At 59.9% G+C, this 24,800-nt stretch carries 23 protein-coding genes and 3 pseudogenes; 5 read left to right on the top strand and 21 right to left on the bottom strand.

Going from position 1 to position 24,800, the window contains the following annotated elements:
• Positions 1-53 precede the first annotated feature (53 nt).
• From RA167_RS00550 to RA167_RS00490, 14 genes and pseudogenes are all read right to left on the bottom strand, one after another.
• The gene (locus RA167_RS00550; RefSeq protein ID WP_076785865.1) at positions 54-602 is read right to left on the bottom strand and encodes a F0F1 ATP synthase subunit delta; all 549 of its coding nucleotides are present in this window, start codon (positions 600-602) and stop codon (positions 54-56) included.
• 2 nt (positions 603-604) lie between these two features.
• The gene (locus RA167_RS00545) at positions 605-1,075 is read right to left on the bottom strand and encodes a F0F1 ATP synthase subunit B (RefSeq protein ID WP_076785864.1); all 471 of its coding nucleotides are present in this window, start codon (positions 1,073-1,075) and stop codon (positions 605-607) included.
• Positions 1,076-1,196: 121 nt separating this feature from the next.
• Positions 1,197-1,466, bottom strand: a complete 270-nt coding sequence (gene atpE, locus RA167_RS00540; RefSeq protein ID WP_041752938.1) for a F0F1 ATP synthase subunit C — start codon at positions 1,464-1,466, stop codon at positions 1,197-1,199.
• A gap of 61 nt (positions 1,467-1,527) precedes the next feature.
• Complete coding sequence (gene atpB, locus RA167_RS00535) at positions 1,528-2,376, bottom strand: F0F1 ATP synthase subunit A (protein WP_076785863.1); 849 nt, start codon at positions 2,374-2,376, stop codon at positions 1,528-1,530.
• Positions 2,377-2,427: 51 nt separating this feature from the next.
• Positions 2,428-2,967 carry an ATP synthase subunit I gene (locus RA167_RS00530; protein WP_076785862.1) on the bottom strand — a complete coding sequence of 180 codons (540 nt, stop codon included), beginning with the start codon at positions 2,965-2,967 and terminating at the stop codon, positions 2,428-2,430.
• 220 nt (positions 2,968-3,187) lie between these two features.
• Complete coding sequence (locus tag RA167_RS00525) at positions 3,188-4,297, bottom strand: SLC13 family permease (protein WP_076787546.1); 1,110 nt, start codon at positions 4,295-4,297, stop codon at positions 3,188-3,190.
• Between the two features lie 104 nt (positions 4,298-4,401).
• Entirely contained in the window at positions 4,402-5,292 is an 891-nt protein-coding gene (locus RA167_RS00520) for a ParB/RepB/Spo0J family partition protein (RefSeq protein ID WP_076787544.1), read from the bottom strand.
• A gap of 69 nt (positions 5,293-5,361) precedes the next feature.
• On the bottom strand, positions 5,362-6,132 hold the full coding sequence (locus RA167_RS00515; RefSeq protein ID WP_076787542.1) for a ParA family protein: 771 nt from the start codon (positions 6,130-6,132) through the stop codon (positions 5,362-5,364).
• Positions 6,133-6,200: 68 nt separating this feature from the next.
• The gene (rsmG, locus tag RA167_RS00510; protein WP_076785861.1) at positions 6,201-6,911 is read right to left on the bottom strand and encodes a 16S rRNA (guanine(527)-N(7))-methyltransferase RsmG; all 711 of its coding nucleotides are present in this window, start codon (positions 6,909-6,911) and stop codon (positions 6,201-6,203) included.
• Positions 6,908-8,917, bottom strand: a complete 2,010-nt coding sequence (gene mnmG / locus RA167_RS00505) for a tRNA uridine-5-carboxymethylaminomethyl(34) synthesis enzyme MnmG (protein WP_076785860.1) — start codon at positions 8,915-8,917, stop codon at positions 6,908-6,910. The genes rsmG and mnmG overlap by 4 nt, the downstream gene beginning before the upstream one ends.
• 323 nt (positions 8,918-9,240) lie before the next feature.
• Positions 9,241-9,936 (bottom strand): annotated as a pseudogene (locus RA167_RS00500) (ABC transporter ATP-binding protein).
• Between the two features lie 53 nt (positions 9,937-9,989).
• Positions 9,990-10,453 (bottom strand): annotated as a pseudogene (locus RA167_RS15550) (metal-dependent hydrolase); the annotation flags it as partial.
• Positions 10,401-10,694 carry a hypothetical protein gene (locus tag RA167_RS15545; protein WP_076785859.1) on the bottom strand — a complete coding sequence of 98 codons (294 nt, stop codon included), beginning with the start codon at positions 10,692-10,694 and terminating at the stop codon, positions 10,401-10,403. The gene RA167_RS15545 and the pseudogene RA167_RS15550, both read right to left, overlap by 53 nt.
• Before the next feature lie 1,159 nt (positions 10,695-11,853).
• Positions 11,854-12,729, bottom strand: coding sequence for a helix-turn-helix domain-containing protein (locus RA167_RS00490; protein ID WP_076785857.1), 876 nt, complete (start codon positions 12,727-12,729; stop codon positions 11,854-11,856).
• 265 nt (positions 12,730-12,994) lie between these two features.
• Between RA167_RS00490 and RA167_RS00485 the strand changes: the two genes are divergently transcribed.
• Positions 12,995-13,522, top strand: coding sequence for a class IV adenylate cyclase (locus tag RA167_RS00485; RefSeq protein WP_076785856.1), 528 nt, complete (start codon positions 12,995-12,997; stop codon positions 13,520-13,522).
• Positions 13,519-13,821 (top strand): 4a-hydroxytetrahydrobiopterin dehydratase, encoded by a 303-nt coding sequence (locus RA167_RS00480; protein ID WP_076785855.1) that lies wholly within the window; start codon positions 13,519-13,521, stop codon positions 13,819-13,821. The genes RA167_RS00485 and RA167_RS00480 overlap by 4 nt, the downstream gene beginning before the upstream one ends.
• A gap of 31 nt (positions 13,822-13,852) precedes the next feature.
• Here RA167_RS00480 and RA167_RS00475 read toward each other — a convergent pair whose 3' ends face one another.
• Entirely contained in the window at positions 13,853-14,074 is a 222-nt protein-coding gene (locus tag RA167_RS00475; RefSeq protein WP_076785854.1) for a DUF3717 domain-containing protein, read from the bottom strand.
• A 75-nt stretch (positions 14,075-14,149) separates the two neighbouring features.
• Between RA167_RS00475 and RA167_RS00470 the strand changes: the two genes are divergently transcribed.
• Complete coding sequence (locus tag RA167_RS00470; protein WP_076785853.1) at positions 14,150-14,836, top strand: response regulator; 687 nt, start codon at positions 14,150-14,152, stop codon at positions 14,834-14,836.
• Positions 14,837-14,892: 56 nt separating this feature from the next.
• On the top strand, positions 14,893-16,383 hold the full coding sequence (locus tag RA167_RS00465) for a sensor histidine kinase (protein WP_237574192.1): 1,491 nt from the start codon (positions 14,893-14,895) through the stop codon (positions 16,381-16,383).
• A 56-nt stretch (positions 16,384-16,439) separates the two neighbouring features.
• On the opposite strand, the gene RA167_RS00460 is transcribed toward RA167_RS00465, so the two are convergent.
• From RA167_RS00460 to mnmC, 6 genes and pseudogenes are all read right to left on the bottom strand, one after another.
• A complete protein-coding gene (locus RA167_RS00460) occupies positions 16,440-16,997 on the bottom strand; it encodes an SET domain-containing protein (RefSeq protein ID WP_076785851.1) in 558 nt (185 codons plus the stop codon).
• A gap of 130 nt (positions 16,998-17,127) precedes the next feature.
• Positions 17,128-17,311 (bottom strand): annotated as a pseudogene (locus RA167_RS00455) (oxidoreductase); the annotation flags it as partial.
• A 33-nt stretch (positions 17,312-17,344) separates the two neighbouring features.
• Entirely contained in the window at positions 17,345-17,989 is a 645-nt protein-coding gene (locus RA167_RS00450; protein ID WP_076785850.1) for a MarR family winged helix-turn-helix transcriptional regulator, read from the bottom strand.
• A 684-nt stretch (positions 17,990-18,673) separates the two neighbouring features.
• Complete coding sequence (locus RA167_RS00445) at positions 18,674-19,789, bottom strand: YbdK family carboxylate-amine ligase (protein ID WP_076787538.1); 1,116 nt, start codon at positions 19,787-19,789, stop codon at positions 18,674-18,676.
• A 70-nt stretch (positions 19,790-19,859) separates the two neighbouring features.
• Positions 19,860-21,062: a cation:proton antiporter gene (locus RA167_RS00440; protein WP_076785849.1), complete on the bottom strand. Its 1,203-nt coding sequence runs from the start codon at positions 21,060-21,062 to the stop codon at positions 19,860-19,862.
• A gap of 1,071 nt (positions 21,063-22,133) precedes the next feature.
• Positions 22,134-24,122: a bifunctional tRNA (5-methylaminomethyl-2-thiouridine)(34)-methyltransferase MnmD/FAD-dependent 5-carboxymethylaminomethyl-2-thiouridine(34) oxidoreductase MnmC gene (gene mnmC / locus RA167_RS00435; protein ID WP_076785848.1), complete on the bottom strand. Its 1,989-nt coding sequence runs from the start codon at positions 24,120-24,122 to the stop codon at positions 22,134-22,136.
• 346 nt (positions 24,123-24,468) lie between these two features.
• Here mnmC and RA167_RS00430 point away from each other — a divergent pair, with 346 nt between their 5' ends.
• Positions 24,469-24,747 (top strand): HU family DNA-binding protein, encoded by a 279-nt coding sequence (locus tag RA167_RS00430; protein WP_076785847.1) that lies wholly within the window; start codon positions 24,469-24,471, stop codon positions 24,745-24,747.
• Positions 24,748-24,800: the final 53 nt, after the last annotated feature.

Genomic DNA, 24,800 nt, shown 5'->3' with positions numbered 1-24,800 from the left:
GTTCAATTCTGTTGCGCGTCGCGTTGGCTTGACGCTGGCGGATCGCAATTCGGTTATGCGGTCAACGCCGTTTGCATCGCCGCGAGCCGCGCGCGGACCGAGGTATCGAGCACTTCGTCACCGACCGTCACCCGCACGCCGCCGATCAGTGCAGGCTCGAGCTTTACCGCCGGCTTCAGCTTGCGCTGGAACTTGCGCTCAAGCGCCGCGACCAGATCGGCAAGCGACTGCCCGTCCAGCGCAAACGCACTCTCGATGGTCACGTCGGCCGCACCTTCGTGTGCATTCTTCAATGCATCGAACTGGGCAGCGATTTCGGGCAGCAACTGAATCCGGTGGTTTTCCACCAGCAACTGCACAAAGTTCTTCGCGGCAGACGAGTCCTTTGCCGGCGACTTCAGCGCGGCAAGTAGCACGTCGACGACTTGCTGGCGGCCCACCTTCGGGCTCGATACAATCGACAGCACCTCGGGAAGACGCGCAACCTGCGCCAACTCCTGCACCAGTGCAGACCAGGCGGCCAGATCGGCGGCTCGATCGGTCGACGCTACGCCAAACAGCGCCTCGGCGTACGGACGGGCGATGGTTGCTAGTTCGGCCATGATCAGAGCTCGGCTTTCAGTTGGTTCAGCAGTTCGGCGTGCGCGTTCTGGTCGATTTCGCGCCTTAAGATCTGCTCAGCACCCTTGACCGCCAATGCGGCTACATCGCCGCGCAACGCGTCGCGGACCTTGACCACTTGTTGCTCGGCTTCGGCCTTCGCTTGCGCGATGATCCGCGCCGCTTCAGCTTGGGCGTTGCGTTTGACCTCGTCGGCCATGAGCTGCGCGCGCTTTTCCGCCTCCGCAATGCGCTGCTGCCCTTCGTTGCGCGCATTCGCCAACTCCTGGTCGATCCGCTTGTGTGCCGCCTCAAGTTCCGTCTTGCCCTTGTCGGCGGCGGCCAGCCCATCGGCGATCTTCTTCGCACGTTCGTCGAGCGCGCTGATCAGCGGTGGCCACACGAACTTCATCGTGAACCACGCGAGGACCAGGAACACGACCATTTGCGCAATCAAAGTTGCGTTCAGATTCACGGTGTTTCCTTAACGATAGCTTTGCCGGAATGGAAAGCGGGCGCGTTCGCAGGATCTAGCGAAGCTCGCGCCCGTTTCTTCAATACGCCGCGCATCATGCGGCGCGTGGTAACCGAAAACCTTAGCCAGCGAGCTTGGACAGCAGTGGGTTCGCAAACGCAAACAGCATGGCCACACCGACACCGATCAGGAACGCCGCGTCGATCAGACCTGCAAGCAGGAACATTTTGGTCTGCAGCGGGTTCATCAATTCCGGCTGGCGCGCGCACGCTTCGATGTACTTGCCACCCATCAACGCGATACCGAGGCAGGCACCGATCGCACCCAGGCCAATGATGATGCCGATACCGATGGCGGTCAGACCTTGGATGTTGGCGATGAAAGCTTGCATGATCACTCCTTTTTAAAAGACTTGAGAACTGAAAATCTGAACTTGTTAGGCCGGGGGCGCTTTAGTGGGCGTCATGTGCCTGGCCGAGGTAAACCAACGTCAGCATCATGAAAATGAAGGCTTGTAACAGCACGATCAGGATGTGGAAAATCGCCCAGATGCTGCCAGCCAGCACGTGACCGACAAAGCCGAGCACCGTGGTGTCCGCACCAAAGCTCCAGATACTGCCTAGCAGCGCGATCAGCAAGAACAGCAGTTCGCCTGCGTACATGTTCCCAAACAACCGCATGCCGAGCGAAACGGTCTTCGCGAGAAACTCGATGAGGTTAAGCAACAGGTTCGGCAACCAAAGCAACGGGTTCGAGCCGAATGGCGCCGACACTAGCTCACGTACAAAACCGCCGGGCCCCTTGATCTTCACGTTGTAATACAACATCAGCACGAGCACGCCGAGCGCGATACCCAGCGTGCCGTTCAAGTCGGCGGTCGGCACGAGCCGATGATGTGAAATCGTGTTCGACAGGCCGATCCATTCGATGATGCGGCCCGGCAGGTCGACCGGAATAAAGTCCAGCGAATTCATCAACGCAACCCAGACGAACACGGTCAACGCCAGCGGGGCGATAAAGCGACGATTGCCATGGACGATTGCCTTGGACTGGTCCTCGACCATCTCGACCAGCATTTCGATCGCGCATTGGAAACGGCCCGGAACACCTGGTGTCGCGGCGCGCGCAGCCATCGCCAATATCACGATCGTGACAAGTCCCATCGCAATCGACCAGAACAACGTGTCGAGGTTGATGATCGAAAAGTCAACGATCGAAGTCTGGTGCTTCGTCGCGAAATTCTGTAAGTGGTGCTGGATATACTCGGACGGATCCAGATGCGTTCCTGCGCTAGCGGCCATGACGTGTCAATCCAATAAATCGAAAACCTGCTTCGTCGGGTACCGCACCGCTCAGCGCCATGCCAGCGCGAGCCAGTACGTTTTCAGCGCAATGAGGTAGGTGACAAGCAGCGCCAGCCAGTGGACGTTCCGATACAGCATCGCGGTCGCAACAAACATCGCGACCGTCGATGCGATCTTGACCGCCTCGCCCAGCACCCAGGCAAGAATGCTCTCGGTGCTGCCCTTTCTCCTCAGGCGTGCCGCGAACAACGCACTCGGCACCCAGCATATCGCCCCGCCCAACACCGCGGACAGCGCAGCATGACCCGGCGACTTTGAAAACAGCCACCACGCGAGCGCCGCTGCCAGGGATACAACCATTTGCGCTGCCACGACCTTTGTCGGCGTGACACGCGATGGACGGCTCACCTGCGGCCCGAACATACGTTCGGCTTCGCCCCGGGTGAGCGGAACGATGTCGTTATCTTCCAGCTCGTCGTCCCGATCGTTGCGCGCAGTGGCGGGCCGGTTTGATGGCTTGCAAGGCGATGGCGTCGAACCCGACGCAACGGCCGGATCACGCTCGTTTTCCGGTACGCCGGTTGTCATCACAAATCCTCTGCAGCCCCACCACGCTTACGCGCGCCTTTCAGGGTAGGCAAGCTGATAAATCCGGGCGATTGTAAGCGATTGTTGCAGCGTATTCAAGGCTTTATTGCCGCCGGCACACGCGCATCCGGCCTGGCGTGCAGCGATGCACTGCATCGTTTGCCGCAGGTTTTTCCTTACTGCACGCTAACGCGGACAGGCGTCATGGGGCATGCCTGCGCTATAACAATACTCCGCCCAACAGCAACGCAAGCACGTAAAATGGCAGCGAAATCGCGTGAAAGCGCCACCAGCAGCCATGCGCACCGACCAAACGCATCGCAACGAGGTTCGCCAGCGAACCGATCGCGATGCCAAAGCCGCCAACGCTGACGCCGAATGCGAGCGCGCGCCAATTCTGCGAGAACTCGGCGAGCATGATCGCAGCCGGCACATTGCTAACGAGCTGCGACACCAGTGCGCCGGCAAGGTAAGCTGGCCCCGGCCGCGTGAGATCAGCGCCCGCTAGCAGCTGGTGCACGGTCGGCAACGACGCGGCACTGCGCAGCACGACGAACATCAGCACGAAGATCAGTAGCAACAGCCAGTCGATGCGCATCACGATGTCGCGCCGCCACGCCCCCAAGCCCAGTGCCACCAACGCAAGACCGATTCCGGCATGATGTGCGTCGGCCAGCGCCACGAAGCCGGCAAACGAGACCGCGGCGGCGCAGAACAACGGCCAATCAAGCATGCCCGGCAATGGATCACGCGACAGGACCAATGGCCGCGAGCGGCAGGTCACCAGCGTCAATGCCACCAGCACGGCCATCAGCGCGGCGCACAGCGGCGCAAGCGCGACGATGAACGCGAGGAACGACTCGCCGCTGCGCTGCCACAGGAACAGGTTCTGCGGATTGCCGAACGGCGTCAGGATGGAGCCGGCATTGACCGCCAAAGCCACGAGGACCACCAGGCGGCCGACGGGCAGCGGCACGAGCGCATGCAGCGACAGCATCAAAGGAACAACCACAAATAACGCAACGTCATTGGTGAGCAGCGTTGACAAGCCGGCGGCGAGCAGCACGAGCCACAACGCGAGGCCACGTTCACTATGGATACGACGCACCAGGCGATGCGACGCCCATGTCAGAAATCCTGAATATTCGACCGCTTTGGCCAGCATCAGCAGACCGGCCAGCGTCATCACGGTTTGCCAGTCGACTTGGGCCGGCATGGTGCGCCAGGGCTGCGGGTGAACGCACTGCAATAGTACGAACGCAGCGACCAGCGTCGTCAGTATGGGCTCCTTAGCAAACCCGCGACGCACTGCCACGATGACGCGACGGATCCGGCGATAGGCGGCGCCCGTGCTGCGTAGCACAGCGTCGGGCTGCGCGGAACCAGCGCCCTGCTCGCGTTGCACGAGGCGCGACGACTCCTGGTGAGGCAGCTTCACGCAGTCGCGTCGCGACGCAGGCGTGCCAGGATGCCATCCAATGCATCGAGGCTGCCAAAGTCGATTGTCAGCTGCCCACGGCCACGTCGGCCCATCTTAATCCTGACCGTGGCCGCGACCAGGTCAGACACCTCCTCTTCGAGCCGCATGATGTCACGGCTGCGCTCCTGGCTCGCCCGCTTGGCCGATGGCGGTGTCTCCTTGGCGGTGGCCGCAACCAGCTTCTCCGTTTCACGGACCGACAATCGGTGGTTGACCACCTGGTTCGCCAACGTAATCTGAGTCGCACCATCCACTGCCAACAGTGCCCGGGCATGTCCCATGTCGAGATCGCCCGCCAGCAGCATGGTCTGAACCGGCTGTGCCAGATTGAGCAGCCGCAGCAGGTTCGACACCGCGCTACGCGAACGTCCGAGCGACTCGGCTGCTTGCTCGTGCGTGAACTTGAATTCGTCGAGCAGTCGCTGGATGCCCTGCGCCTCCTCGAGCGGATTAAGATCCTCGCGCTGAATATTCTCGATCAGCGCCATCGCGGCCGCCGCTTCGTCCGCGACCTGCTTGACCAGCACCGGCACCTCGTCGAGGCCAGCGAGCCGTGCCGCGCGAAAGCGCCGCTCCCCGGCAATGATCTCGTAGCGCTGCGCCGCCACCGGTCGCACCAGAATTGGCTGCATCAACCCCTGCGCGCGGATGCTCGCAGCAAGCTCCTGTAATGCACCTTCGTCCATCTGCGTGCGCGGCTGGTATTTGCCGGGTTGCAGCCGGTCCAGCGGCAGCACGCTCGGCAAGCCCTGCTGCTTGACGGCCTCGGTAATGTCGGCACTGCCCCCAAGCAGTGCATCGAGGCCCCGGCCCAATCCCTTCTTCTTGACTGCTGCTGCGTTCATCATCGTCCCTCACGACACGGCTTCGCCGCGACGCCTGTTTCACCCGACCTGTCCATGCGCAAACAGGCCCTATAGCGCACGCACGCGCTCAATCATTTCTGCACCGAATTGCAGGTATGCCTGGGCGCCCCGTGAGGCACCATCGAATACGATGCCCGGCATCCCATAGCTAGGCGCCTCGGCCAACCGGACATTGCGCGGAATCACCGCATTGAATACCTTGTCGCCAAAATGCTGCTTCAATTGGTCTGATACCTGCTGTTGCAGCGTGATTCGTGGATCGAACATGACCCGCAGCAGGCCAATCACGGTCAACTCGCGATTCAGGTTCGCGTGAATCTGCTTGATGGTATTGACCAGGTCGGACAATCCCTCGAGCGCGAAGTACTCGCACTGCATCGGGATGATTACACCATGTGCTGCGCACAAACCATTCAGAGTCAGCAACGATAATGCCGGCGGGCAGTCGATCAGCACGAAGTCGTAAGCATCGGCGACCTTAGCTAGCGCGTCTTTGAGTCGTCGCTCGCGTTGCGGCGCGCTCACGAGTTCGACTTCGGCGCCCGCAAGCTCACGATTTGCCGGTAACACGTCGTATCCCGACGTCGGCGCGCGGGTGCAGGCATCGGCGATCGCCACGCCGTCGACCAATACCTCATAGACAGTGTTATCGCAATTGGCCTTGTCCACGCCACTGCCCATCGTCGCGTTGCCTTGTGGATCGAGATCGATCAGCAACACGCGCTGTCCCTGCATCACCAGGCTCGCGGCGAGGTTAACCGACGTCGTAGTCTTGCCAACTCCGCCCTTCTGGTTCGCGATACAAAAGATTTTGGCCACGGCTTGCTGGCCTGCGGGACTGGTCGCGTTCACCACGCGCGACTCGGCCAGGGTGTTGTCAGCATCGCTCATTCAGGCTCCACGGCTATTTCAACAAGATGACGCTCGGCATCGAGCGACGGAACAGTCAAACGAATGACCTGGCGCACTGTCGCGCCGGCCGGCAACCGAGCGATCTCCTCATCCGGACGAACGCCCTTCATGGCCCACAACGCGCCGCCTGGCGTGACCAAATGCCGAGCGAGCGTAACAAAATCGGCCAGCTCCGCGAACGCGCGCGATACGATCGCATTGAATCGACCCGGTACGTCAGTCTCAGCACGCAACGTCTGCACGCGGCCGGTCACGATAGACAGGTTCGGCAAGCGCAAGCATCCCTTGGCTTGCTGCTGAAATGCGGTTTTCTTGTGCACGATATCGTTGGTCACTACGTCGCAGAACGGCATAGCGAGCGCGATCACGATCCCAGGCAGACCACCGCCCGAACCGACATCAAGCAACGACGCTGGCGAACGGGACGCGATATGCGGCACGATCGCCAGCGAATCGAGCAGGTGCTGGATCACCATTTGGCGCGGCTCGCGGATCGCCGTCAGGTTGTAGACCGCATTCCATTTCGCCAACAAGCCGACATAGTCCAACAATCCGCCGATCTGCCCTTCCGACAGCGGAACGCCCAGCTCAGTGGCACCACTACGCAACAATCGCTCAAGCTCGGGCCGTTGCGCCGCGAAGTCTTCGGGCGTGTTGCGAACTGCTCCATTCCCGGTACGGATCATTGCGCGGTAGACCGAGTGGAGGAAGCGCCCGTTGTGGCATCGACGGCTTCCGATTCAGTGAGAGGGGTATTCGCCGCCACCGCGCTTTTTTTCGGTGTCGAGCGACCCAGACCTTTCTTCAGATGAACCATCAACAGCGAAATGGCCGCGGGTGTCACGCCGGAAATCCGTGAGGCTTGGCCGATAGTTTCAGGACGATGATGATTCAGCTTCTGGCGGACCTCGAACGACAACCCGCGGACCTGCGCGTAATCCAAGTTCGCCGGCAGCCGGGTGTTCTCATGCGCTTCGTTTCGCTCGATTTCGCCTGCTTGTCGCTCGATATAGCCTTGATACTTGATCCCGATTTCGATCTGGTACTTGACCTGCTCGAGTAGCCCCGGATCGTCGACCAATACGTCGGGTGGCGTATAGCGGCTGGCTTGCAGTGCCATCAAGCCGTCGTAGCCTACTCCAGGACGACGCAACAAATCCGCCAGGCTGTATTCATGGTCGATCGGCTTGCCCAGCAACGCAATCGCGTCCTCCTGTGGCAACGTCTTAGGATTGACCCATATCGACTTCAAACGGGCTGTTTCACGTGAAACAGCATCGCGTTTACGCGAGAATGCCTCCCACCGCGTGTCGTCGACGACACCCAATTCCCGGCCGATTTCCGTCAGCCGCATATCGGCGTTGTCTTCGCGCAGGCTCAACCGGTATTCAGCCCGGCTGGTGAACATGCGGTAAGGCTCGGAGACGCCCCGCGTCACAAGATCGTCGACGAGCACACCCAAGTACGCCTGGTCGCGACGGGGCACCCATGCATCGCGCTGTTGCACAAAGCGCCCTGCATTGATGCCCGCCAGTAGCCCCTGAGCGGCGGCTTCTTCATACCCGGTCGTTCCGTTAATTTGTCCGGCAAAAAACAATCCTGTGATCGCCTTCGTCTCCAGCGATGCCTTCAGTGCCCGCGGATCGAAATAATCATATTCGATTGCATAGCCCGGTCGCAGGATATGAGCGTGCTCGAGACCTTTCATCGAACGAATCAGGTCCAGTTGCACGTCGAACGGCAAGCTGGTCGAGACACCATTCGGATAGAACTCGTTCGTCGTCAGCCCTTCCGGCTCCAAAAAAATTTGATGGGAGTCCTTGGTGGCAAATCGATGAATTTTGTCCTCGATCGAGGGGCAATAGCGGGGGCCTACACCTTCGATCACGCCAGCGTACATCGGTGAGCGATCCAGACCATTACGGATGATCTCGTGCGTCCGCGCGTTCGTATGCGTCACCCAGCACGGCACTTGCCGCGGGTGCTGATCGACGCGACCTAGAAACGAGAATACCGGGATTGGATCCAAATCACCCGGCTGCTCTTCCAGCTTCGAGAAATCGATGGATCGGCCATCGATCCGGGGCGGTGTGCCGGTCTTCAATCGTCCCTGTGGTAGCTTCAGTTCCTTCAGGCGCGCTGACAGCGACACCGCGGCCGGATCGCCGGCGCGACCGCCCGTATAGTTGTTCAGGCCGACATGGATTTTACCGTCCAGAAAGGTGCCCGCAGTCAAGACAACCGCACGAGAACGGAAGCGAATGCCGACCTGCGTGACAGCGCCTGCTACACAGTCGCCTTCTATAATCAAGTCGTCGACGGATTGCTGGAACAACCACAGGTTCGGTTGATTTTCCAAACGGCGTCGAATCGCCGCCTTGTACAAGATACGGTCGGCTTGTGCGCGAGTCGCTCGAACGGCGGGGCCTTTGGACGAATTGAGAATACGGAATTGGATTCCGGCTTCATCGGTGGCAGCCGCCATTGCTCCACCTAAAGCATCGACCTCCTTAACCAGATGTCCTTTCCCAATGCCCCCAATCGAGGGATTGCAACTCATCTGGCCAAGCGTCTCGATGTTATGGGTCAGCAGCAACGTCTTCGCGCCCATCCGGGCGGAAGCAAGCGCGGCTTCGGTGCCGGCATGTCCGCCGCCAACCACAATGACATCAAATTCGGTGGGGTAAAGCATGATGATGACGCGCCGAACAACCGTGCGCGCCCCTGCAAAGAGATAAGGGAATCAGCGAATTATAGCGGCTCAGCCACGCTAGTGAATTAACCCGCACGACCTATGCGTGAAAAAAGCGTCGTGTTTCACGTGAAACAACTATGAATTATCGCCTCACCCTGGGCGAAGCGGCGCTGACTGGATGCCCACAGCATTGCGCCCCAAGGGTTTGCGCCGAAAACGACAAAGCCACCGGACGACTCCGGCGACCTTGTTAGCCCGTATCCCCTTCTCTGCGTCCCCGCCGCACCGGCCCTAGCCGCGAAGCCGGTCGCGAAGAAACGCTACGCTGCGGTCTCCTTGGCAGAGTCCAAGTAGGTCGCAATCATGCGTGGATTCAACGCACGCGATACCGCAGGGCCTTCCCACACCAAGTCGCCAGTCTCTGTCATGTAGTCGTAGTCGGGCGTCTGCAACGCGGCGTGCACGTTCTGCTCAATCAACAACGTCGCCACGCCGGTCCTGCGCAGGTTCGCGATGATATGCAAGACTCCTTCGTGATCAGCGGCGCCAATCCTAGGCTAGGCTCGTCGAGCATCAACAGATCGGGCTTGCCCATCAACGCGCGGGCTCACTGCCAACATTTGTCGCTCCCCCGCCGGACAGCGTGCCCGCGGCTTGCTTGCGCCGCTCCTTGAGCCGGAAGAACAAGCTGAAAACCGGCTCGGTCTGATCCAGGTAGTGGCGTCTCCGGCACGCTTGCGTCGATAGGCACAAGCAACAGGTTACCCTCGTCCGTCATCAACACAAACAACTCGCGCTTTTCCAGCACCAAACACGTGCTACGCGCGACGCGGCGCTCCACCTCGATGCCGTTGACGTCTTCGCCCAGATAGCGGATCAAGCCCTGAGCGTGGCCCGTTTTTGGCAACGATCCCATGATAGCGTTAGCAACGTGGACTTGCCCGCGCCATCCGCCCGATGACCGTAACGTTCTGCCCCGCGCCCACCTTGATGTGCGTATCGCGCAGCGCGTCGATCTTGCATAGTGCACGTCAAATGCGACACGTCGAGGATGGTTTTATCCGGATTGTTACCGGTGGCCTTCGGACTCTATCCCCAAATACGCTTCGAGCACTACGGGGTCCGCTTGCACTTCGCTGGGCAATCCCACTGCGATCTTCGTCCCGAATTCCATGATGACCCAATGGTCGGTCAAGTTCATCACGCAATCCATGCCGTGCTCGACCAGTAACACGCTCACGTCTTCAGTCTTGAGGCGACGCAATAACTCGGCAAACTACTGTTTTTTTCTGATATTGCAAGCCCGGCTGCCGGCTCGTCCAGCAGCCGCATTAGGTTGTAGCACAACGCGCCGGCAATTTTCAAAATCCGTTTTTGGCCAGGGCGAGGCTGCCAGCTTCGTCATACATCTGCTTCTTCAGCCCCACGCGCTTGATATGCATCGCCGCTTCACCCCGCAAGCGCATCTCGTCCGCGCGTTTCAATTTTCGTGATACTGCGCCATACGCCGGTCGTTCCATGCAGATGGTCGCCAAATCAGGTAGTAGATGCTGCGGCCACTATCCAGTATCCAACCGAACAACTCGAGCGCCGGGATACCGTTGATCCCGTCGTACTTGACCAGCAATTCCATATTGCCGAGCAGGCAGAACAGCGAAAGGCCCCAAGCAATCGTACTCAGCGGCAGGAAGTGCCCGGACAGCCGCATCATGAGGGCGCCGATCGCCAGCGCGGCCAGCGCCGTGATGGCGACGCCGCCACCAAGCCGATCCATGGCGAGATCCCATAGCGGATGGCCAGGAACGCAGTCGCATAGGCCTATAGCGGCAAAGTCGCGGCTCCGTATGCGCGCCCGTATGCCGTTGATTGACTATTTATTTAAATTATTAATATTATTTCGGAAAAACCGCGCGTCGTTTCCCCGACACTCAGCAGGCGAATGGGCATGTTGCGCATACATTGCATCGTCCGTCGACGACGCAGAAAAGACGGCGAATCGGTGCACGCCTTTAAGTCGAACAGATCTCACGCTTTCCTCCATTTCGCGATTCTCCATACGCCCGTTGCGCTAATACCGCATCGTGCACAGTGATCGGACGTACACCAACTTCGCCCGCACGCCGCTGCCGCGCATCAGACAATCGAGTTGGTCCACGTCAGGCTCGCTATACCCAACCGGCCGGTTATGTAATTTTGCATAGCGAGTGCGGCAGTGCAACGCGGCTGCGGCAAGCGCGATCGTGACGACAGGTGCGGCCGCCGGCGCAGGGTAGGCGCAGTCCGGGCACGATCGTAACAGTCATCATGATGGTGACCGCGCCCGGCACACGCAACAGTCACACCGCGTGACACGGCCTCTTGAATCGTGGCTGACATACAATCGGCGACCGCGCAATTGTCTAATAAATATTAATAGACGGTGTAAATAAAAAGCGCTGTTGGACACTTATCCAACAGCGCTTTCGTTTTCGGGCGCTTTACGCCACTTGTCTCCTCGTTCTCCACCTGCAATGCGGTGCGTCGAACGGTTTGAAGATTAAACAATCACTTCCCCAGTAACAACTAGCATTTACCCTAGTGGTGCATGACGCTCGAAATAGGTGCCCCCATTGCATCGCCGTGATACGCCACACCGCTGTTGCAGTCGCAACGCACGATACAGCCACGCAGGCGTCCTCTGTGTCCTCTGTCGCCCGCGATGGGCGGCGTGCACAGGCAAGCTCCCATGCACCCTTTCCAGCGAAATTGGGTTAGCGTTGAAACAAGTGGTCTTGCCGGTGCCGTTGGGTCCGATCAGTGCATGAATGGAACCGTGCCCCAGGTGCGGGTCGAATTCATCGCCGCGCCATTTCCGTGCGGCGTCGCTGCCGCTTGCCGTGTTGCACGGCAAGCGGTTTTCCCCCGGCACTGTTTGTTGCGCAGCGGCTCGTTTGTTATGGATGGCCCCCCACCTTGAGCCGACGCGCCAGTTCCACGGCTACCCAATTCAATCGCGCCGGCTTTTCAAAGGGTTTCACATCGTATTGCTGAATGACCCGCGCCACCTCATCCTCGTTCGCCTCGCCTGTCACCAGCTTGCCCGTGAGCAGCAAAATGGGTGCGTCGCCGTGACGCGACTGACGGATCGACTGGATAATCGCTTCGGCCGTGCCCGTCTCCAGTAGCCAGTCAACGATGAACCCGTCGAACACATTCTCCCCAAGCGCCGCGCGGAACGTGGCCTCCGTATTGTACGGCCGGGCAATATAGCCATGCGAATGGAAATACGAGCACATCTCTGCGGTCAATAGCGGATCGTCGTCCACTATCGCAATGACCGGGCTCGACTCAGGCGCGTCACGAGGGCGAATCAGAATCTGCTCCACCACGAAATAGTCGCCACCCGGTGCCGACTCTACCGGATACACCTTCCAGCGACTGCCCTCCCTTAGCGCAACGAACTCCAGCCCCGATACGTCATGCGCCCTCTCTCCAATATCGGCTAGGCAACGATACTCAGCATCTCCCACATAAAACACCGCTTCTTGCATCTTCGCGGCCAGCGCCCCAACCGGCTCGCCTGAGTCCAGCCCATCGAGCAGCATCGCCGCAGATTCACCATACGCTTGCGCCACAGCCTTGACCTGCGCAATGGTCCATGGATTGGCGCCCTTCATCTTCCGGTGAGCCTGCGAATAACTTAGCCCAAGGATGCGCTGTACCTCCGCCGCATGTTGGCGTTTGCCAACACCATGGCGGTTCAGTAAATCATGAATTCGCATGGCAATCGCCAGCGACTCTTCTGAAATCTTGTCTTCGCTTGAAAACATGTCATGTCTGGATCATCTGCTCGACCCCCGGCCCGGATGCCCGGATCCACCGAGAACCGGTTCGCCAGCATGCAGCATGGCGTGCCCGCCCCCACAATGATGTAGTCATACTCGCCGGCGCCACCACGAGCCAGCGATTGCTGCTGCGCTGCGACTAGTCGAACAACAATGGGCACAATGACACGATGATACGCTAAGCTGCATGAGCAGCCGCGCGGCAAGCGCCGTTCGGCCATTTACCGCACCCATCGTCGTGGAGAGATCAATGGCACGTAACATCGAAATGAAGGCCCGGATTCCGAACATCGACGCGCTGCGCGAGCGCGCGGCGGCGCTCGCCAACGGCGACGCCCCGTTGGTGTACCGCCAGCAGGATCACTTCTACGATGTGCCGCGCGGCAGGCTGAAACTACGACAGTTCGAGGATGGCACGCCAGCCGAGTTGATCTTCTACCAACGCGATGACCGCGATGGTCCAAAGGTGTCGTTCTACCAGCGCTGTCCGGTCGCGAATCCGCACGCCACGCATGCGCTCCTAGCTGCGGCACTGGGCACGAGCGGCATCGTCACAAAGGAGCGCACCGTCTACCTGGCCGGCCGCACCCGGATCCATCTGGATCGTGTCGACGGCCTAGGTGATTTCGTCGAACTTGAAGTCGTGCTCGCACAGGATGACGAGGAGGCGGGTGGCGAAGCTGAAGCACTCGATATCTTCGGCAAGCTGGGTGTATCCGACACAGACCTCGTGCCGCATGCCTATGTTGACCTGCTGCAGAAACAAGTGACGACATGATCCAGAAACTCAGCGCCGACGAGCGCTCGAAGCTCGGCTCGACATTGCCCGCATGGCAGCCGGTCAGCGGCCGTGACGCGATTCAGCGCAAGTTGCAGTTCGCCGACTTCAACGCGGCGTTCGGCTTCATGACTCGTGTGGCGATCAAGGCGCAGGAAATGAACCATCATCCGGAATGGTTCAATGTCTACAATCGGGTCGAGATCACACTGGCCACGCACGAGGCAGGCGGCATCACCACGCGTGACGTCGAGCTGGCCGGCTTCATCGATTCGATCGTCGGCGCGTCATGCTGTTAAAGGCTCGCGCGGGCGCTGCCTTTCACAAATGTCAGCGCCCGTTCAACCGTATGTAAGCCTGCCACGCCTCGCGCGCCACGGGGTCTAGCGCGTCCTCCGGAATGGCGTGCTGACGCGTTACAATCAAAAGCGCATAAGGTTTCGATAACGCGCTCGCCTCGTTGCCCAGGCGCAATTCATCACCGGTGGACGGCGAGCGAGCACGCCAGTAGTTGATTGCAGCTTCCAGTTCGTGAATCGAGATATTGGACATCGCGGGCCCTTGTGCAAAACGCGGGGCCTTGTCGCCCCGGCAGGCGGTCCAACCCATTGTACTTGAGCGACTTTCATGCGACTTCTCCTGATCGAAGATGACCGCCCCATCGCACGGGGTATCCAGAGCAGCCTAGAGCAGGCGGGCTTTACGGTGGACATGGTCCACGACGGCATTTTTGCGGAACAGGCCTTGACACAGAACCGGCATGAACTTGTGATTCTCGATTTGGGTTTGCCGGGCATCGACGGCATGACGTTGCTGGCGCGATTCAGGCAGACGAATCGCCATACGCCGGTCATCGTGCTAACCGCCCGCGACGAATTGGACGACCGCGTGCAGGGCTTGAACAGCGGCGCCGACGACTACATGATCAAACCGTTCGAGCCGGCCGAACTCGAGGCCCGGATCCGTGCGATCATGCGCCGCAGCGGGTCGCATGGCGACATGCCGCGTCCGGAGGTAAGCCTCGGCGGACTGAGGCTATCCGGCGTCGATCGGCGCATCTTCAACGACGACAAACCGCTCGAGTTGTCGCCGCGCGAGTTCGCGGTGCTTGAGATGCTGCTGTTGCGCCACGGGCGCGTGGTCAGCAAGGCGCAGTTGCAGGACCACCTAACGCACTTCGGCGGCGACCTCGGCGACACGGCGATCGAGGTCTATGTGCACCGCGTACGCAAGAAGCTCGAGCATTGCCGCGTTGAAATCGTGACCGTGCGCGGCTTCGGCTACCTGCTTCAGGAAATCCGCCAGAATCCGTGATTGCTGCCAAGAGTCTACGCCGCTCGCTGCTGCGCAAGCTGGCGGCGCCGTTGTCAATGCTAGCGTTGATGAGCGGACTCATCGCGTACTGGCTCGCGTGGGAATACACCGAGCGAGTCGTTGACCGTTCGATGATCGACCTGGCCAGCGCGATTGCACGGCAAGTCGAGCTGTCCGGGCCGGACGCGCCGCGGACCGTGCCGCCGCTCACGCATGCGATGTTTTCCGATCCGGTGCAGCAGTTAATCTACCGGGTGAGCCGCGGCAATCAGCTGATCGCTGGCGACCCGGCATTGCCGCTGCACGGCACGCGGGTGCGCCACATGCACTACGCGTACGTGTTCGACGCCCGCTATGGCGACAGCCTGGTGCGGGTGGCCCAGGTACGGGTCGAACAGGTAAACGGCGATGCAATCATCATCGAGGTGGGCCAGCACGTCACACACGGCTACCAAATCGCCGCTGAATTCCTCGTCGCGATCATGATACCGCTGCTAATTTTGCTGTTCGCCGGCTGGGCAATCGTATGGCGTGTAGTCAACCAGCAATTGAATCCGCTCACCGACCTGGCTGACTCGCTGAACCGCCAGACGCACCGATCGCTGGAGCCCGTGGATGAAACACACGTGCCACTGGAAATCCGCCCATTGACCAGTGCACTGAACGCGTTACTCGATCGGTTAAAAGCGGCGCTAGACGCACAGCGCAAGTTCATTGCCGATGCCGCGCACCAACTGCGCACGCCGTTGACCGCAGTCAAGCTGCATGCCGAACAGGCCAGCGTGGCCAAGGACAATACGACGTTGCGGCTTGCGCTACACGAGCTGCGCACCTCGGCAGACCGCGCAGTGCGCCTATCTAACCAATTGTTGTCGTTAGCCCGTGCGGAACCGGAGGAGCAAAACGCGCGATTTGTCGATATCGACCTGACCGAGCTTGCGTTCGACACCGGCGCGGAATGGGTGCCCCGTGCGCTGGCCGCGCAACTGGATCTGGGCTTTCACTACGATCCGCCACCGGATAGCAAACCGCTGATCGTGCGGGGTAATCCAGTGTTACTACGCGAGGTCATCGGCAACTTGATTGATAACGCGCTCAAATATGTACCACCGGCGCGGCCCAGCGGCGGCGGCACCGTCACGGTCACGGTCGGCCATGTCGATGTCCTGCTCTCCGAGGCCGAATCGGCCGACGATCGCGCGACTGTGGCCGTCGAATCAGCCGAGCGCGCCCCCGGAGCCCGGCCGCCCGCCAACCTGCGCCGCTGGGCGAAAGTGGTTGTCGAGGATAACGGCCCCGGTGTGCCGAAGGCGCTGCATGCCGACCTGTTCAAGCGCTTTTTCCGCGGCGATGCGCAGACCGGCAGCGAAGGGCCGATGGGCGCGGGCCTGGGGCTGGCCATCGTGCGGGACATCATCGCGCTGCACGGTGGCTCGATCCACTATGAAGACACGCCAGGCGGCGGATCACGATTTATCGTGCGCCTGCCGCTGCCGTCGTTGCGCCAGCCTGGACACGATGATCCGCCGCCGGGACCGGCCCACTGAACTCTGGCGCGGCCTACGAATACAACCCGGCCTGGCCGGCACGGGCCCCGCCGCGTTCAGCGCTTTTTCTTCACCGAGGCCAAATTGCCGTGCTGGCGACTGCTGTTGCGCGGCTTCACGTCGCCGCTGCTGGCACGCGGCTTTTTACCGCCGCTGCCGGACACCGGCGACGATGTTGCGAGCATCGTACCGCGGCACTTCTTCGCGCCGCACCGGCATTCATATTCCTTCTTCAGCTTCTTTGTCAGTCGTGCGTCGATGACCAGCCCATAGTCGTAGAACAACTCCTCATCCGGCTCGATCGTACGGATCGCATGGATGAATACGCGCCCGTCGACCTCCTGCGCTTCGCAGTTCGGCGCACACGAATGATTGATCCAGCGCGCACTGTTGCCGTCAACCTTACCATCGATCACTGTGCCATCATCTAGCGCAAAATAAAATGTATGGTTCGGCTGCTCAGGATCGTGCGGATGGCGACGCAGCGCTTCCTTCCAGGAAATGCGCTCTCCTTTGTATTCGATCAGCTGCTCGCCCGGCGCAATCCTGCTGGTCGCGAACACGCCTTTGCCATGCACTCCAGAGCGGCGTACGGCGATCCTGCGTGAACTCATCGAATCGTCCTTCCCCGAAGAATCAACTGTGAAACTCCGCATCGTACACGCACACCATTGCGCTGTTCAACGCGGGCACGCATCGAATGCATCGCGGATCGCACCGACGAGCCGTACCGCGCATGTCTCACAATCCGAGGTCCGCTGGCGTGATACGGCCAGCCGGTTCCACCGCGCTCGCCTCGATGGTCCAGTATGCCGGCCCTGGACAGCGCCAGTTGGCCCAAACTGATCATGTGCCAGTTTGCGGCCCGGCCCTGCAACGCTGAATACCGGCACATCGGCGACATGACGATCCGGTTCGCGAGCGTCATGTCGCGCAGCCGACGACGTTGCGGCACTCCCCCTCAGACAGCTTGCGAGAAGATCTTCCAGGTTCTCTTCTGTGTGGGTACGTCGGCTTCTTCAAAGACCGAACAATCGAGCCGCAGGTCTGTGTCGCCCATCGACAGATCGAGCAACTCGCACCGGTGCGGTGTCTTCTTCGGCGTTTTGCTCGGCACAAAATGAGTACATGAGACACACATCCGATGACGTGGAATATGGTCCTTCTCCTGCATCTGCCAGATCATCTTCAACAACGAGCGATAGAAGTGCGATTGTTCCTCCGTGCGCAGCACACTGAGTGCATGCCCGATGAAGTCGGGCCATTGCAACGCCTTTTTGGCAGCCGTCTTGCCACGCGCGCTCAGGCGCACCGCGAGCGCCCGCCCATCGTCCAGCGCGCGGCGTTTCTCGACCAAGCCCTTGCTCTCCAAGGTACTGACTGCATCGCTGGTGGTGGCCGGTGTCAATGCCGTTTCACGCGCGATCTCGCCTAGACGCATCGGTCCCTTGCGCTGCATCAACAACACCAGGATTTCTCCCTGGGTCGGCGTTAGGCCCACGCCTTCTGCCCAGCCCCAGGCCTGACTGCGCATTGCCGTACTCAGCCGCAGCAACCCATGGGTAATTCGACCGGTTACCCTATCGCCGTAGACCCCTTCGCTCATAGTCGTGTTTTGCAATCCATCCAAGATAATTATAAAGATGGGAACCTGCAGCAATGCACTGCGGCTCCCGCCGCCCGGTTCACTGTTGGCGCCGCGCAGCCATGCGCCAGAACGCCAACAATGAAAGTTCGTACCACGATGTTCTGTGGCCACGTTACCGGATCGACGTGTCCATTCTATGCGATCCTGAATGATAGGTCATGTCGCAATCAAACATAAACGGTGGATAAACCCGTGAAAAAACGGCGTCGATCATGGTGCATCAATTCTGAATAAGTGTCCGACGGTAGCGGCAAGCTAACCTCTGTTCATCGCGATCCAACGTAGCAACGCCGCAATCTCTATTGTTATCATTTTCATAACATATTGATGTACTAGTGTTTTCTGCAGTTTTCCACGCTGTGGGCCCGCCTTTGTTAACGACTATTATTGTTCTATACGAAAATTCTGATAATCTTGGTGAGGATGTCGAATCGAGCCCACTACCGTATTAAGCGCAAACATTTCGAACCTTTACCAAGCTTTCCGGATGCCTACATATTATGGCGGACAACGATAAATTACTGGGGTTCCGTGGGGCTATTCGTTATTCAATAAGTCGATCCGGGCGCGGCCACCACACGCCATACAGCCGGGATTACGAAACAATTGCCGGCACAGCGATAGTGGCAACGCGGCAATGTGTCAGCCTCGCCAGCGTAGCGTCTGCTGCCGCACCACTTCGGGTAACGACTGTTCCAGGCTGAAGACATTGCGCAGCCATGTCGCATCATTCTCGCCGCCTCGCGCAATTCGCTCGATATCGGTCAGCGCGCCGATCGAGCCCAGCGCGCGTGCATGCGGCTCTAGTGCAGCAAGCGTTGCCAGGATATCTTCACCGATCGTGCGCCGCTCACGGGTCTGTGGATTGACAAATACACCGGAAAGTCCGAAACGGCATGCCTCAAAACGGTTGAACGTATAGACGAGATAGTCGTCCTCGGACAGCGTCAGCGGCCGCTCGAGCAGCAAGTAACGTGCGAGCGCCTGGATGTACGACGCAATCGCCGCAGCCCGATCGATCGACAGCGGCGTATCCATCACGCGTACCTCAATGGTGCCGTAGCCGGGCTTCGGCCGGATGTCCCAGTAGAAATCCTTCATGCTGTTCACCACGCCGGTGCTGACCATTTTCGAGAAATACGTCTCGAAACCTTTCCACGTCAGCTCGTACGGCGCGCGGCCCGAGAGCGGAAATGCAAATACCGAATTTAGCCGTGCCGAATGAAATCCCGTATCCACACCTTGCACGTATGGCGATGAGGCTGACAACGCGATGAAATGCGGAATATACCGCGACATCGAATGCAATAGGAACAATGCACTGTCCGCGTCCGGGCAGCCGACGTGCACATGCTGGCCGAACACGGTGAATTGCTTGGCCAGATAGCCGTACAGTTCCGATAGATACTGGAACCGCGGCATGTCGAAGATCTGCCGCTCGTTCCATTGCTGGAATGCATGCGTGCCGCCGCCGCATAGCCCGACATTGAGTTGATCGGCCGCGCAAACCAGCATGTCACGCAGCGCGCGAAGCTCGTCCAGCGCCTGTGCATGGGAGCGGCAAATGCCGGTCGACAGTTCGATCATGCTTTCGGTGATCTCGGGTGTGACCACGCCTGGGGCCTTTTGGTCCTTGATCAGCCGCATCAGATCGGATGCGGCCTTGGTCAGGTCATAGTCGTGCGTATTGACGACCTGGATCTCTAGCTCGATGCCGAACGTGAACGGCTCCGAATTGATGAAGGGTTCGAGTGCCATAATCAACGCCTCTGGATGCTTCGCTTGTTGTACACCTGGCCGCAGCCGCATATCGCGGCTGCACCAATTGTCATTGACGCCGTTCACCCGCGCGCGCCAGTCCCCAATACACGAGCAGTGGCGCAGCCAGTTGCAGCGTGACAATCGAGCACATCAGCACGGCTCGAAACGCGGGGTCGAAGTCAGGATACAACGCATAGGTGTCGTCCATCAGCAAGTACGCGAGCGCGGACATCGGCGCAAGCGACACGCCCAGCGCAGTACCTTGACGCAGGTCGATACCGCTGGGCTTAGCAAATGCCAGTACACCCACCAGCTTGGCGACGAAGCGCGCGACGATTAACACAAGCGCGGCCAATCCACCCATGGCGATCTGCGACCATTGGAAGCTAAGTAGCGTCAACACAAACAGGATCACGGTTAGCAGCCAGCCGGCGCTGCCGAAATGCTCAGGCCACAGCTGCGGGCGCTCATCCAAGTTCTTGAAGATGATTCCCGCTGCGAGCAAGGCCAGAACCGTGGACAACTTGAACAGATGCGCGATGGCGATCGCCAGGAGCACGAGGCCAAAGATCGCGACAAATGAATGCTCGTCTTGCAAACCGATACGCCGGTACAGGAAATTACAACTGCGCGCAAGCCCATAGGCCAACACCGACGAGCCGACAATTAAGTAAATCGGCTGCACAATCGTGGCGAACGCGTTGCCGTAGTACTCCTGGTGCAACCAGCCAGACACCAGCTTCACCAATACGACAGCGTACATGCTGTTGAGTGCCGCGAGGGTCAGCAAACGCTGCGTGACCTGCCCCTGTGCACGCAGTTCGGTCTTTAACTGGATTACCATCGCAGGCGAAGTGGCGATCGCGATCGCCGCCAGCACGGTTGCCTCGACGACCGGCATCTTCAACGACAGCAATGCGCCAAACACCGCGATGAACGTCAACGCCCCCTCGGCCAGGCTCGATACGATCAGCCATGGATTCTTGCGCAACCAACGCAAGTCGACACGGCTGCCAAGCTCAAACAGCAATAAGCCGAGTGCCACGTCCATTAACAAGCGTGTCGAAAAACCCAATGTCGCATCAATCGCATGCGCACCGGTGCCCGAAGCCACCAGGCCGATGATCGCATAGCCGGTAATGCGCGGTAAGCGAAACGCCCGCCAACAGGCTTCACCGCACAACCCGGCGATCAGTAAGATGAGGCCGGCATAGAAAACCGCGTCGGGAACCAGCGGCCAGCTCGGAAAAAAAGAAAACGCCGACTTCATCGTGATGCCTTCTCCTGTCAAGTATCCAGCGTTTCTGCAAAGTATTTGCCTAGAGGACAGTCGTTGCGCACCACCGGCGCGGCTGGCTCATTATCTACGATCGTCGCCGGTTTGCGCGTGGCCGCCGGGCGGCACGCGTGGCGATATACCCTGTGCGAACACCGCATCGAAATACCACGGCGTGAAGCAATCCACAGCCTGATACGACCGGTTGGGCACGTTCCGTCAAGGTGGCGGCTGCGTCGCCTGACGGGCGCGTCCGCTGTTGCACCGCAGATCGTTGTAGCTATGTGTCCCGTGCGATGCCGGATAAGCCGGATTGGCTGCCCGAGCAAATACGAGCAGAGTAGAAAGTGCCCGATTTTGCCATAGCCCGGCTATCTCGAAGCAACTTTGTGGATTTCAAACGAAATCGATACGCCTGAGTCGGTAAAAACAACGTGGTACGCATTGGTTAGGCATGAGTGATGGGTGATTTTGACCGATGTATGCCACTCGCGATGCTATTTGAGGAGTTTGACGGATGTGCGTCTGTTCCCGAGTAGCTGCTCGATGCATTGGCACTGGGTCTTGTTCACTTGACTCCCACGTAATCAAACCACCCTTAGTACATGCGACAGCTGGGTTAGCAAACCGTACTGCATGGGTGTAATGGCCAATTGCTTACAGCGTACGAAGAACAGCGAGTAGTGAATTTAGTTGACTTGATGCATGACGAAACCTGGCTGTGTTGTGTAGGTGATCCTGACATATCGCCCATTTGTCTAACTTGGCATGACCGAGTGTTGGTTTTAAGATTTACCGTATATGTAAACGTAGTAGCAGTTAACAACGCGGTGCTCTACCTGTGGATAACCTAAGTTAACCTCTTGTAAACATCTACTTGCCATACTGAGAAGTCTTCGGAAAAAATGTGTGGCGCGCACTGCTTTCGCCGAACAACTTTCTGACCGCAAGTTCACAGCCAGCTGTTACCCAGAATGGGTCCACATGTCGTGCGTCAGTAACCCATACGGTTATCCACAGCACGAGGTGGATAACCGCGAACGGGCGTCAGGTCACTGCGCCGCTCTATCGCTGAGCTGCAGCGCGCAGTGCCCGCAGCAGGTAACGCGCCGGATCCAATGCGTCGGCCAGGTCCCGCTCCAGGGGCCAAGGCTCGCCGTTGATCTGGCTGGCGAGCAATTCGCCGCCTATCGCCGACCACACGAGTCCTCGTGAACCATAAGCGAATGCACCGTACAGGCCAGAGCGCCGTTGCAGATCCGGCAGCCGAGCGCCGGACTGGGAGGCGCCGGCTGCCATCGGATTCGCTTCGTCCGCTAGCGGACCAACCATGGGTAGCCGGTCACTGACCACGCAGCGTAGGCCCACCCGCCCCTGTACCTTGGCCCAGTCGATTGACGGCGCAATTCCCGGTATTAGCGCGCGCAGGCGGGCGAGATTCTCGTCGTGTGACGCGCGCCGCTCGTCCAAGCCGGTGTCATCCATGTCGTAGCTGGCACCGGTCATCAGGCGGCCGTTATCCAGTGCTAGTGCGTAGCCATCGCCCATTACGGGCACACGAAGCGAAGTCGGTGCGGCATGTGGCAATATTGTCAATTGCCCGCGGGCCGATCGCACCGGCGCGTGTGCTAAATGGCACAGACGGACCGCGTCGTGCGCGTTGGCGATGACCGCGACGGGTGCCGTGGCGATCCGCCTGCCCGCTGCATCAAGCGCGTGCCAGCCTTCCACATCATGGACGAGTTGCTCAACGCGCACGCCGAACAGCGTGCGCCACGCCGGGCTTTGGCCGTTTGCGGCGAGCGCGGTACGGGCCGCGGCCAATTGGGCGCAGCACAGCGATGGCGGCGCGATCCATCCGCCATAGGGAAACCAGACGCCGCCGCGTTCAAGCGTGACGCCAGCGTAGGCGCTGGCTGCATCGCGGTCCACCGCGACGGCGAATCCAGTCGGCAGTCGGGCCGCGGCGAGGGCGTTGCGTAACGCCGCGGCCTCGACGTCGTCTTGCGCGAGCTGCAGCAGCCCGCCGGCGTGCCAATGCAGCGTATGGCCGGCGTCGGCCAATGTTTGCCAGGCTCGCAGCGCATACAGAAAGCCCGCACTCGAGAGCCGCGTGGCGGGTGTCACCGTGCGCGCGATCATCGGATGGAACACGCCCGCCGGGTTACCTGACGCTTCGCTCGCCGGTGCTTCGCGCTGTTCCAGCAGTGTGATCGCCCAGCCACGCGCAGCCAGCCGCTCGGCTACTGCGCAGCCGGCCAGTCCCGCACCGACCACGATCGCATGGCGGTGCGTCCAGGCAGCGCGCGGCGGCGGTTCGTGGCGTCGGACCCGGTAGGCCGGTGCAAATTCACCGACCAGCATGTCGCGCTTGGCGCCGTAGCCCTGTGCCTTACGGTGCACGAAACCGGCGCCGGTGAGCGCGGCTTTGACCTTGCCGGCCGAGGTATAAGTGGCGAACGTGGCGCCGACTTCGGCCATCCTGGCCAGCGCCTTGAAGATGGCGGGCGACCATAGCGCGTCGTTCTTGGCCGGCGAGAAGCCGTCGAGATAGAACGCATCGGCGCGCACGGCCAGTTTGGGCAGCATTTGCGCTGCATCGCCCAGTGCCAGTGTCAATGTGACGCGTCCGTTGTCGAACACCAGCCGATGGAGGCCGGGCGTGAGCATGGGCCAGGCGCTTACTAGCTCGCGCGCAAGGCCTGCCAGTTCGGCATGCGAATCGAGCAGGCGCGTGAGTAGCGTGTCAAGATCGTCGCGGCTGAACGGATGTTTTTCGACGGAAACAAAATGTAGCCGATCGCATCGCGAGGGGTCGCCGCGCCATTGCGACCATGTGACGAGAAAGTTTAAGCCGAGCCCGAAGCCGGTCTCCACGATCGAAAACACCGCTTTGTGTTGCCAATTGGCGGGCAGTCGGTTTCCCGTAACGAATACGTGCAGCGCCTGGCCGATACCTCCCATCGCGCTATGGTAGACATCATTGAACAGCGGCGAATAAGGGGTGCCGTCCTCGCGCAATGCAAGCTGCGCGGCAATGAGCGGGCCAGTCATTGGGCTCTAACGTTGGCAAAAACCAACGCTGGCCGGGTTTTTATCGGGATGGGAGCGAACATCGCGTTCCTTTTCGGCATAAACTGCGCACAGCGCATGAAAGAGCAGGTAAATTCTGCAGAACCCTTGTCAATAAAGGGTTTGCCGTGGTTATCATAGCAAGTACCGTCTACGCACGTAGGGGTGCACCAGTTCGAGATGGGAGGCGGCAACGCTATACGTTGCATCGTCGCAGGTGGCTTGCGGAACGCTTGCAGCAAGATCGCGGGACTCGACGCCAGGGCTCGCACACGTATAATCGGCGCGTTTGTGGCGTTCATAATCAACCAACTTTAGAAGGATACGTATGAACAAACAGGAACTGATCGACACGGTCGCCGCGCAGACCGGTGCCAGCAAGGCGCAAACCGGTGAGACGCTCGACACGCTACTCGAAGTTATTAAGAAGGCTGTGTCCAAGGGCGACAGCGTCCAGTTGATTGGCTTTGGCAGCTTCGGCTCGGGCAAGCGCGCAGCGCGCACTGGCCGTAACCCGAAGACCGGCGAGACGATCAAGATTCCCGCTGCAAAGACGGTCAAGTTCACGGCCGGCAAGGCGTTCAAGGATGCCGTCAACAAGCGGTAAGCGCTGACGCAGGCAGCCGTGCCGCCCGCCGCCCGCGAGCGGGTGCACTTTCC

The sequence above is a fragment of the Mycetohabitans endofungorum genome (assembly GCF_037477895.1).
Classification (GTDB): Bacteria; Pseudomonadota; Gammaproteobacteria; order Burkholderiales; family Burkholderiaceae; genus Mycetohabitans.
Note: the sequence above shows the minus strand (reverse complement) of the source record. Positions and strands in the feature narration are given on the sequence as shown.

Coding starts and splice junctions, on each gene's coding strand:
- rsmG (WP_076785861.1), bottom strand. CDS start 6,911: ATGATCCGTACCGGGAATGGAGCAGTTCGCAACACGCCCGAAGACTTC.
- RA167_RS00465 (WP_237574192.1), top strand. CDS start 14,893: ATGCTAGCGTTGATGAGCGGACTCATCGCGTACTGGCTCGCGTGGGAA.
- RA167_RS00490 (WP_076785857.1), bottom strand. CDS start 12,729: ATGTTTTCAAGCGAAGACAAGATTTCAGAAGAGTCGCTGGCGATTGCC.
- RA167_RS00450 (WP_076785850.1), bottom strand. CDS start 17,989: ATGAGCGAAGGGGTCTACGGCGATAGGGTAACCGGTCGAATTACCCAT.
- RA167_RS00475 (WP_076785854.1), bottom strand. CDS start 14,074: ATGTCCAATATCTCGATTCACGAACTGGAAGCTGCAATCAACTACTGG.
- RA167_RS00485 (WP_076785856.1), top strand. CDS start 12,995: ATGGCACGTAACATCGAAATGAAGGCCCGGATTCCGAACATCGACGCG.
- RA167_RS15545 (WP_076785859.1), bottom strand. CDS start 10,694: ATGGATCGGCTTGGTGGCGGCGTCGCCATCACGGCGCTGGCCGCGCTG.
- RA167_RS00550 (WP_076785865.1), bottom strand. CDS start 602: ATGGCCGAACTAGCAACCATCGCCCGTCCGTACGCCGAGGCGCTGTTT.
- RA167_RS00445 (WP_076787538.1), bottom strand. CDS start 19,789: ATGGCACTCGAACCCTTCATCAATTCGGAGCCGTTCACGTTCGGCATC.
- RA167_RS00520 (WP_076787544.1), bottom strand. CDS start 5,292: ATGAACGCAGCAGCAGTCAAGAAGAAGGGATTGGGCCGGGGCCTCGAT.
- RA167_RS00470 (WP_076785853.1), top strand. CDS start 14,150: ATGCGACTTCTCCTGATCGAAGATGACCGCCCCATCGCACGGGGTATC.
- RA167_RS00460 (WP_076785851.1), bottom strand. CDS start 16,997: ATGAGTTCACGCAGGATCGCCGTACGCCGCTCTGGAGTGCATGGCAAA.
- atpB (WP_076785863.1), bottom strand. CDS start 2,376: ATGGCCGCTAGCGCAGGAACGCATCTGGATCCGTCCGAGTATATCCAG.
- RA167_RS00530 (WP_076785862.1), bottom strand. CDS start 2,967: ATGACAACCGGCGTACCGGAAAACGAGCGTGATCCGGCCGTTGCGTCG.
- RA167_RS00440 (WP_076785849.1), bottom strand. CDS start 21,062: ATGAAGTCGGCGTTTTCTTTTTTTCCGAGCTGGCCGCTGGTTCCCGAC.
- atpE (WP_041752938.1), bottom strand. CDS start 1,466: ATGCAAGCTTTCATCGCCAACATCCAAGGTCTGACCGCCATCGGTATC.
- mnmC (WP_076785848.1), bottom strand. CDS start 24,122: ATGACTGGCCCGCTCATTGCCGCGCAGCTTGCATTGCGCGAGGACGGC.
- RA167_RS00480 (WP_076785855.1), top strand. CDS start 13,519: ATGATCCAGAAACTCAGCGCCGACGAGCGCTCGAAGCTCGGCTCGACA.
- mnmG (WP_076785860.1), bottom strand. CDS start 8,917: ATGCTTTACCCCACCGAATTTGATGTCATTGTGGTTGGCGGCGGACAT.
- RA167_RS00430 (WP_076785847.1), top strand. CDS start 24,469: ATGAACAAACAGGAACTGATCGACACGGTCGCCGCGCAGACCGGTGCC.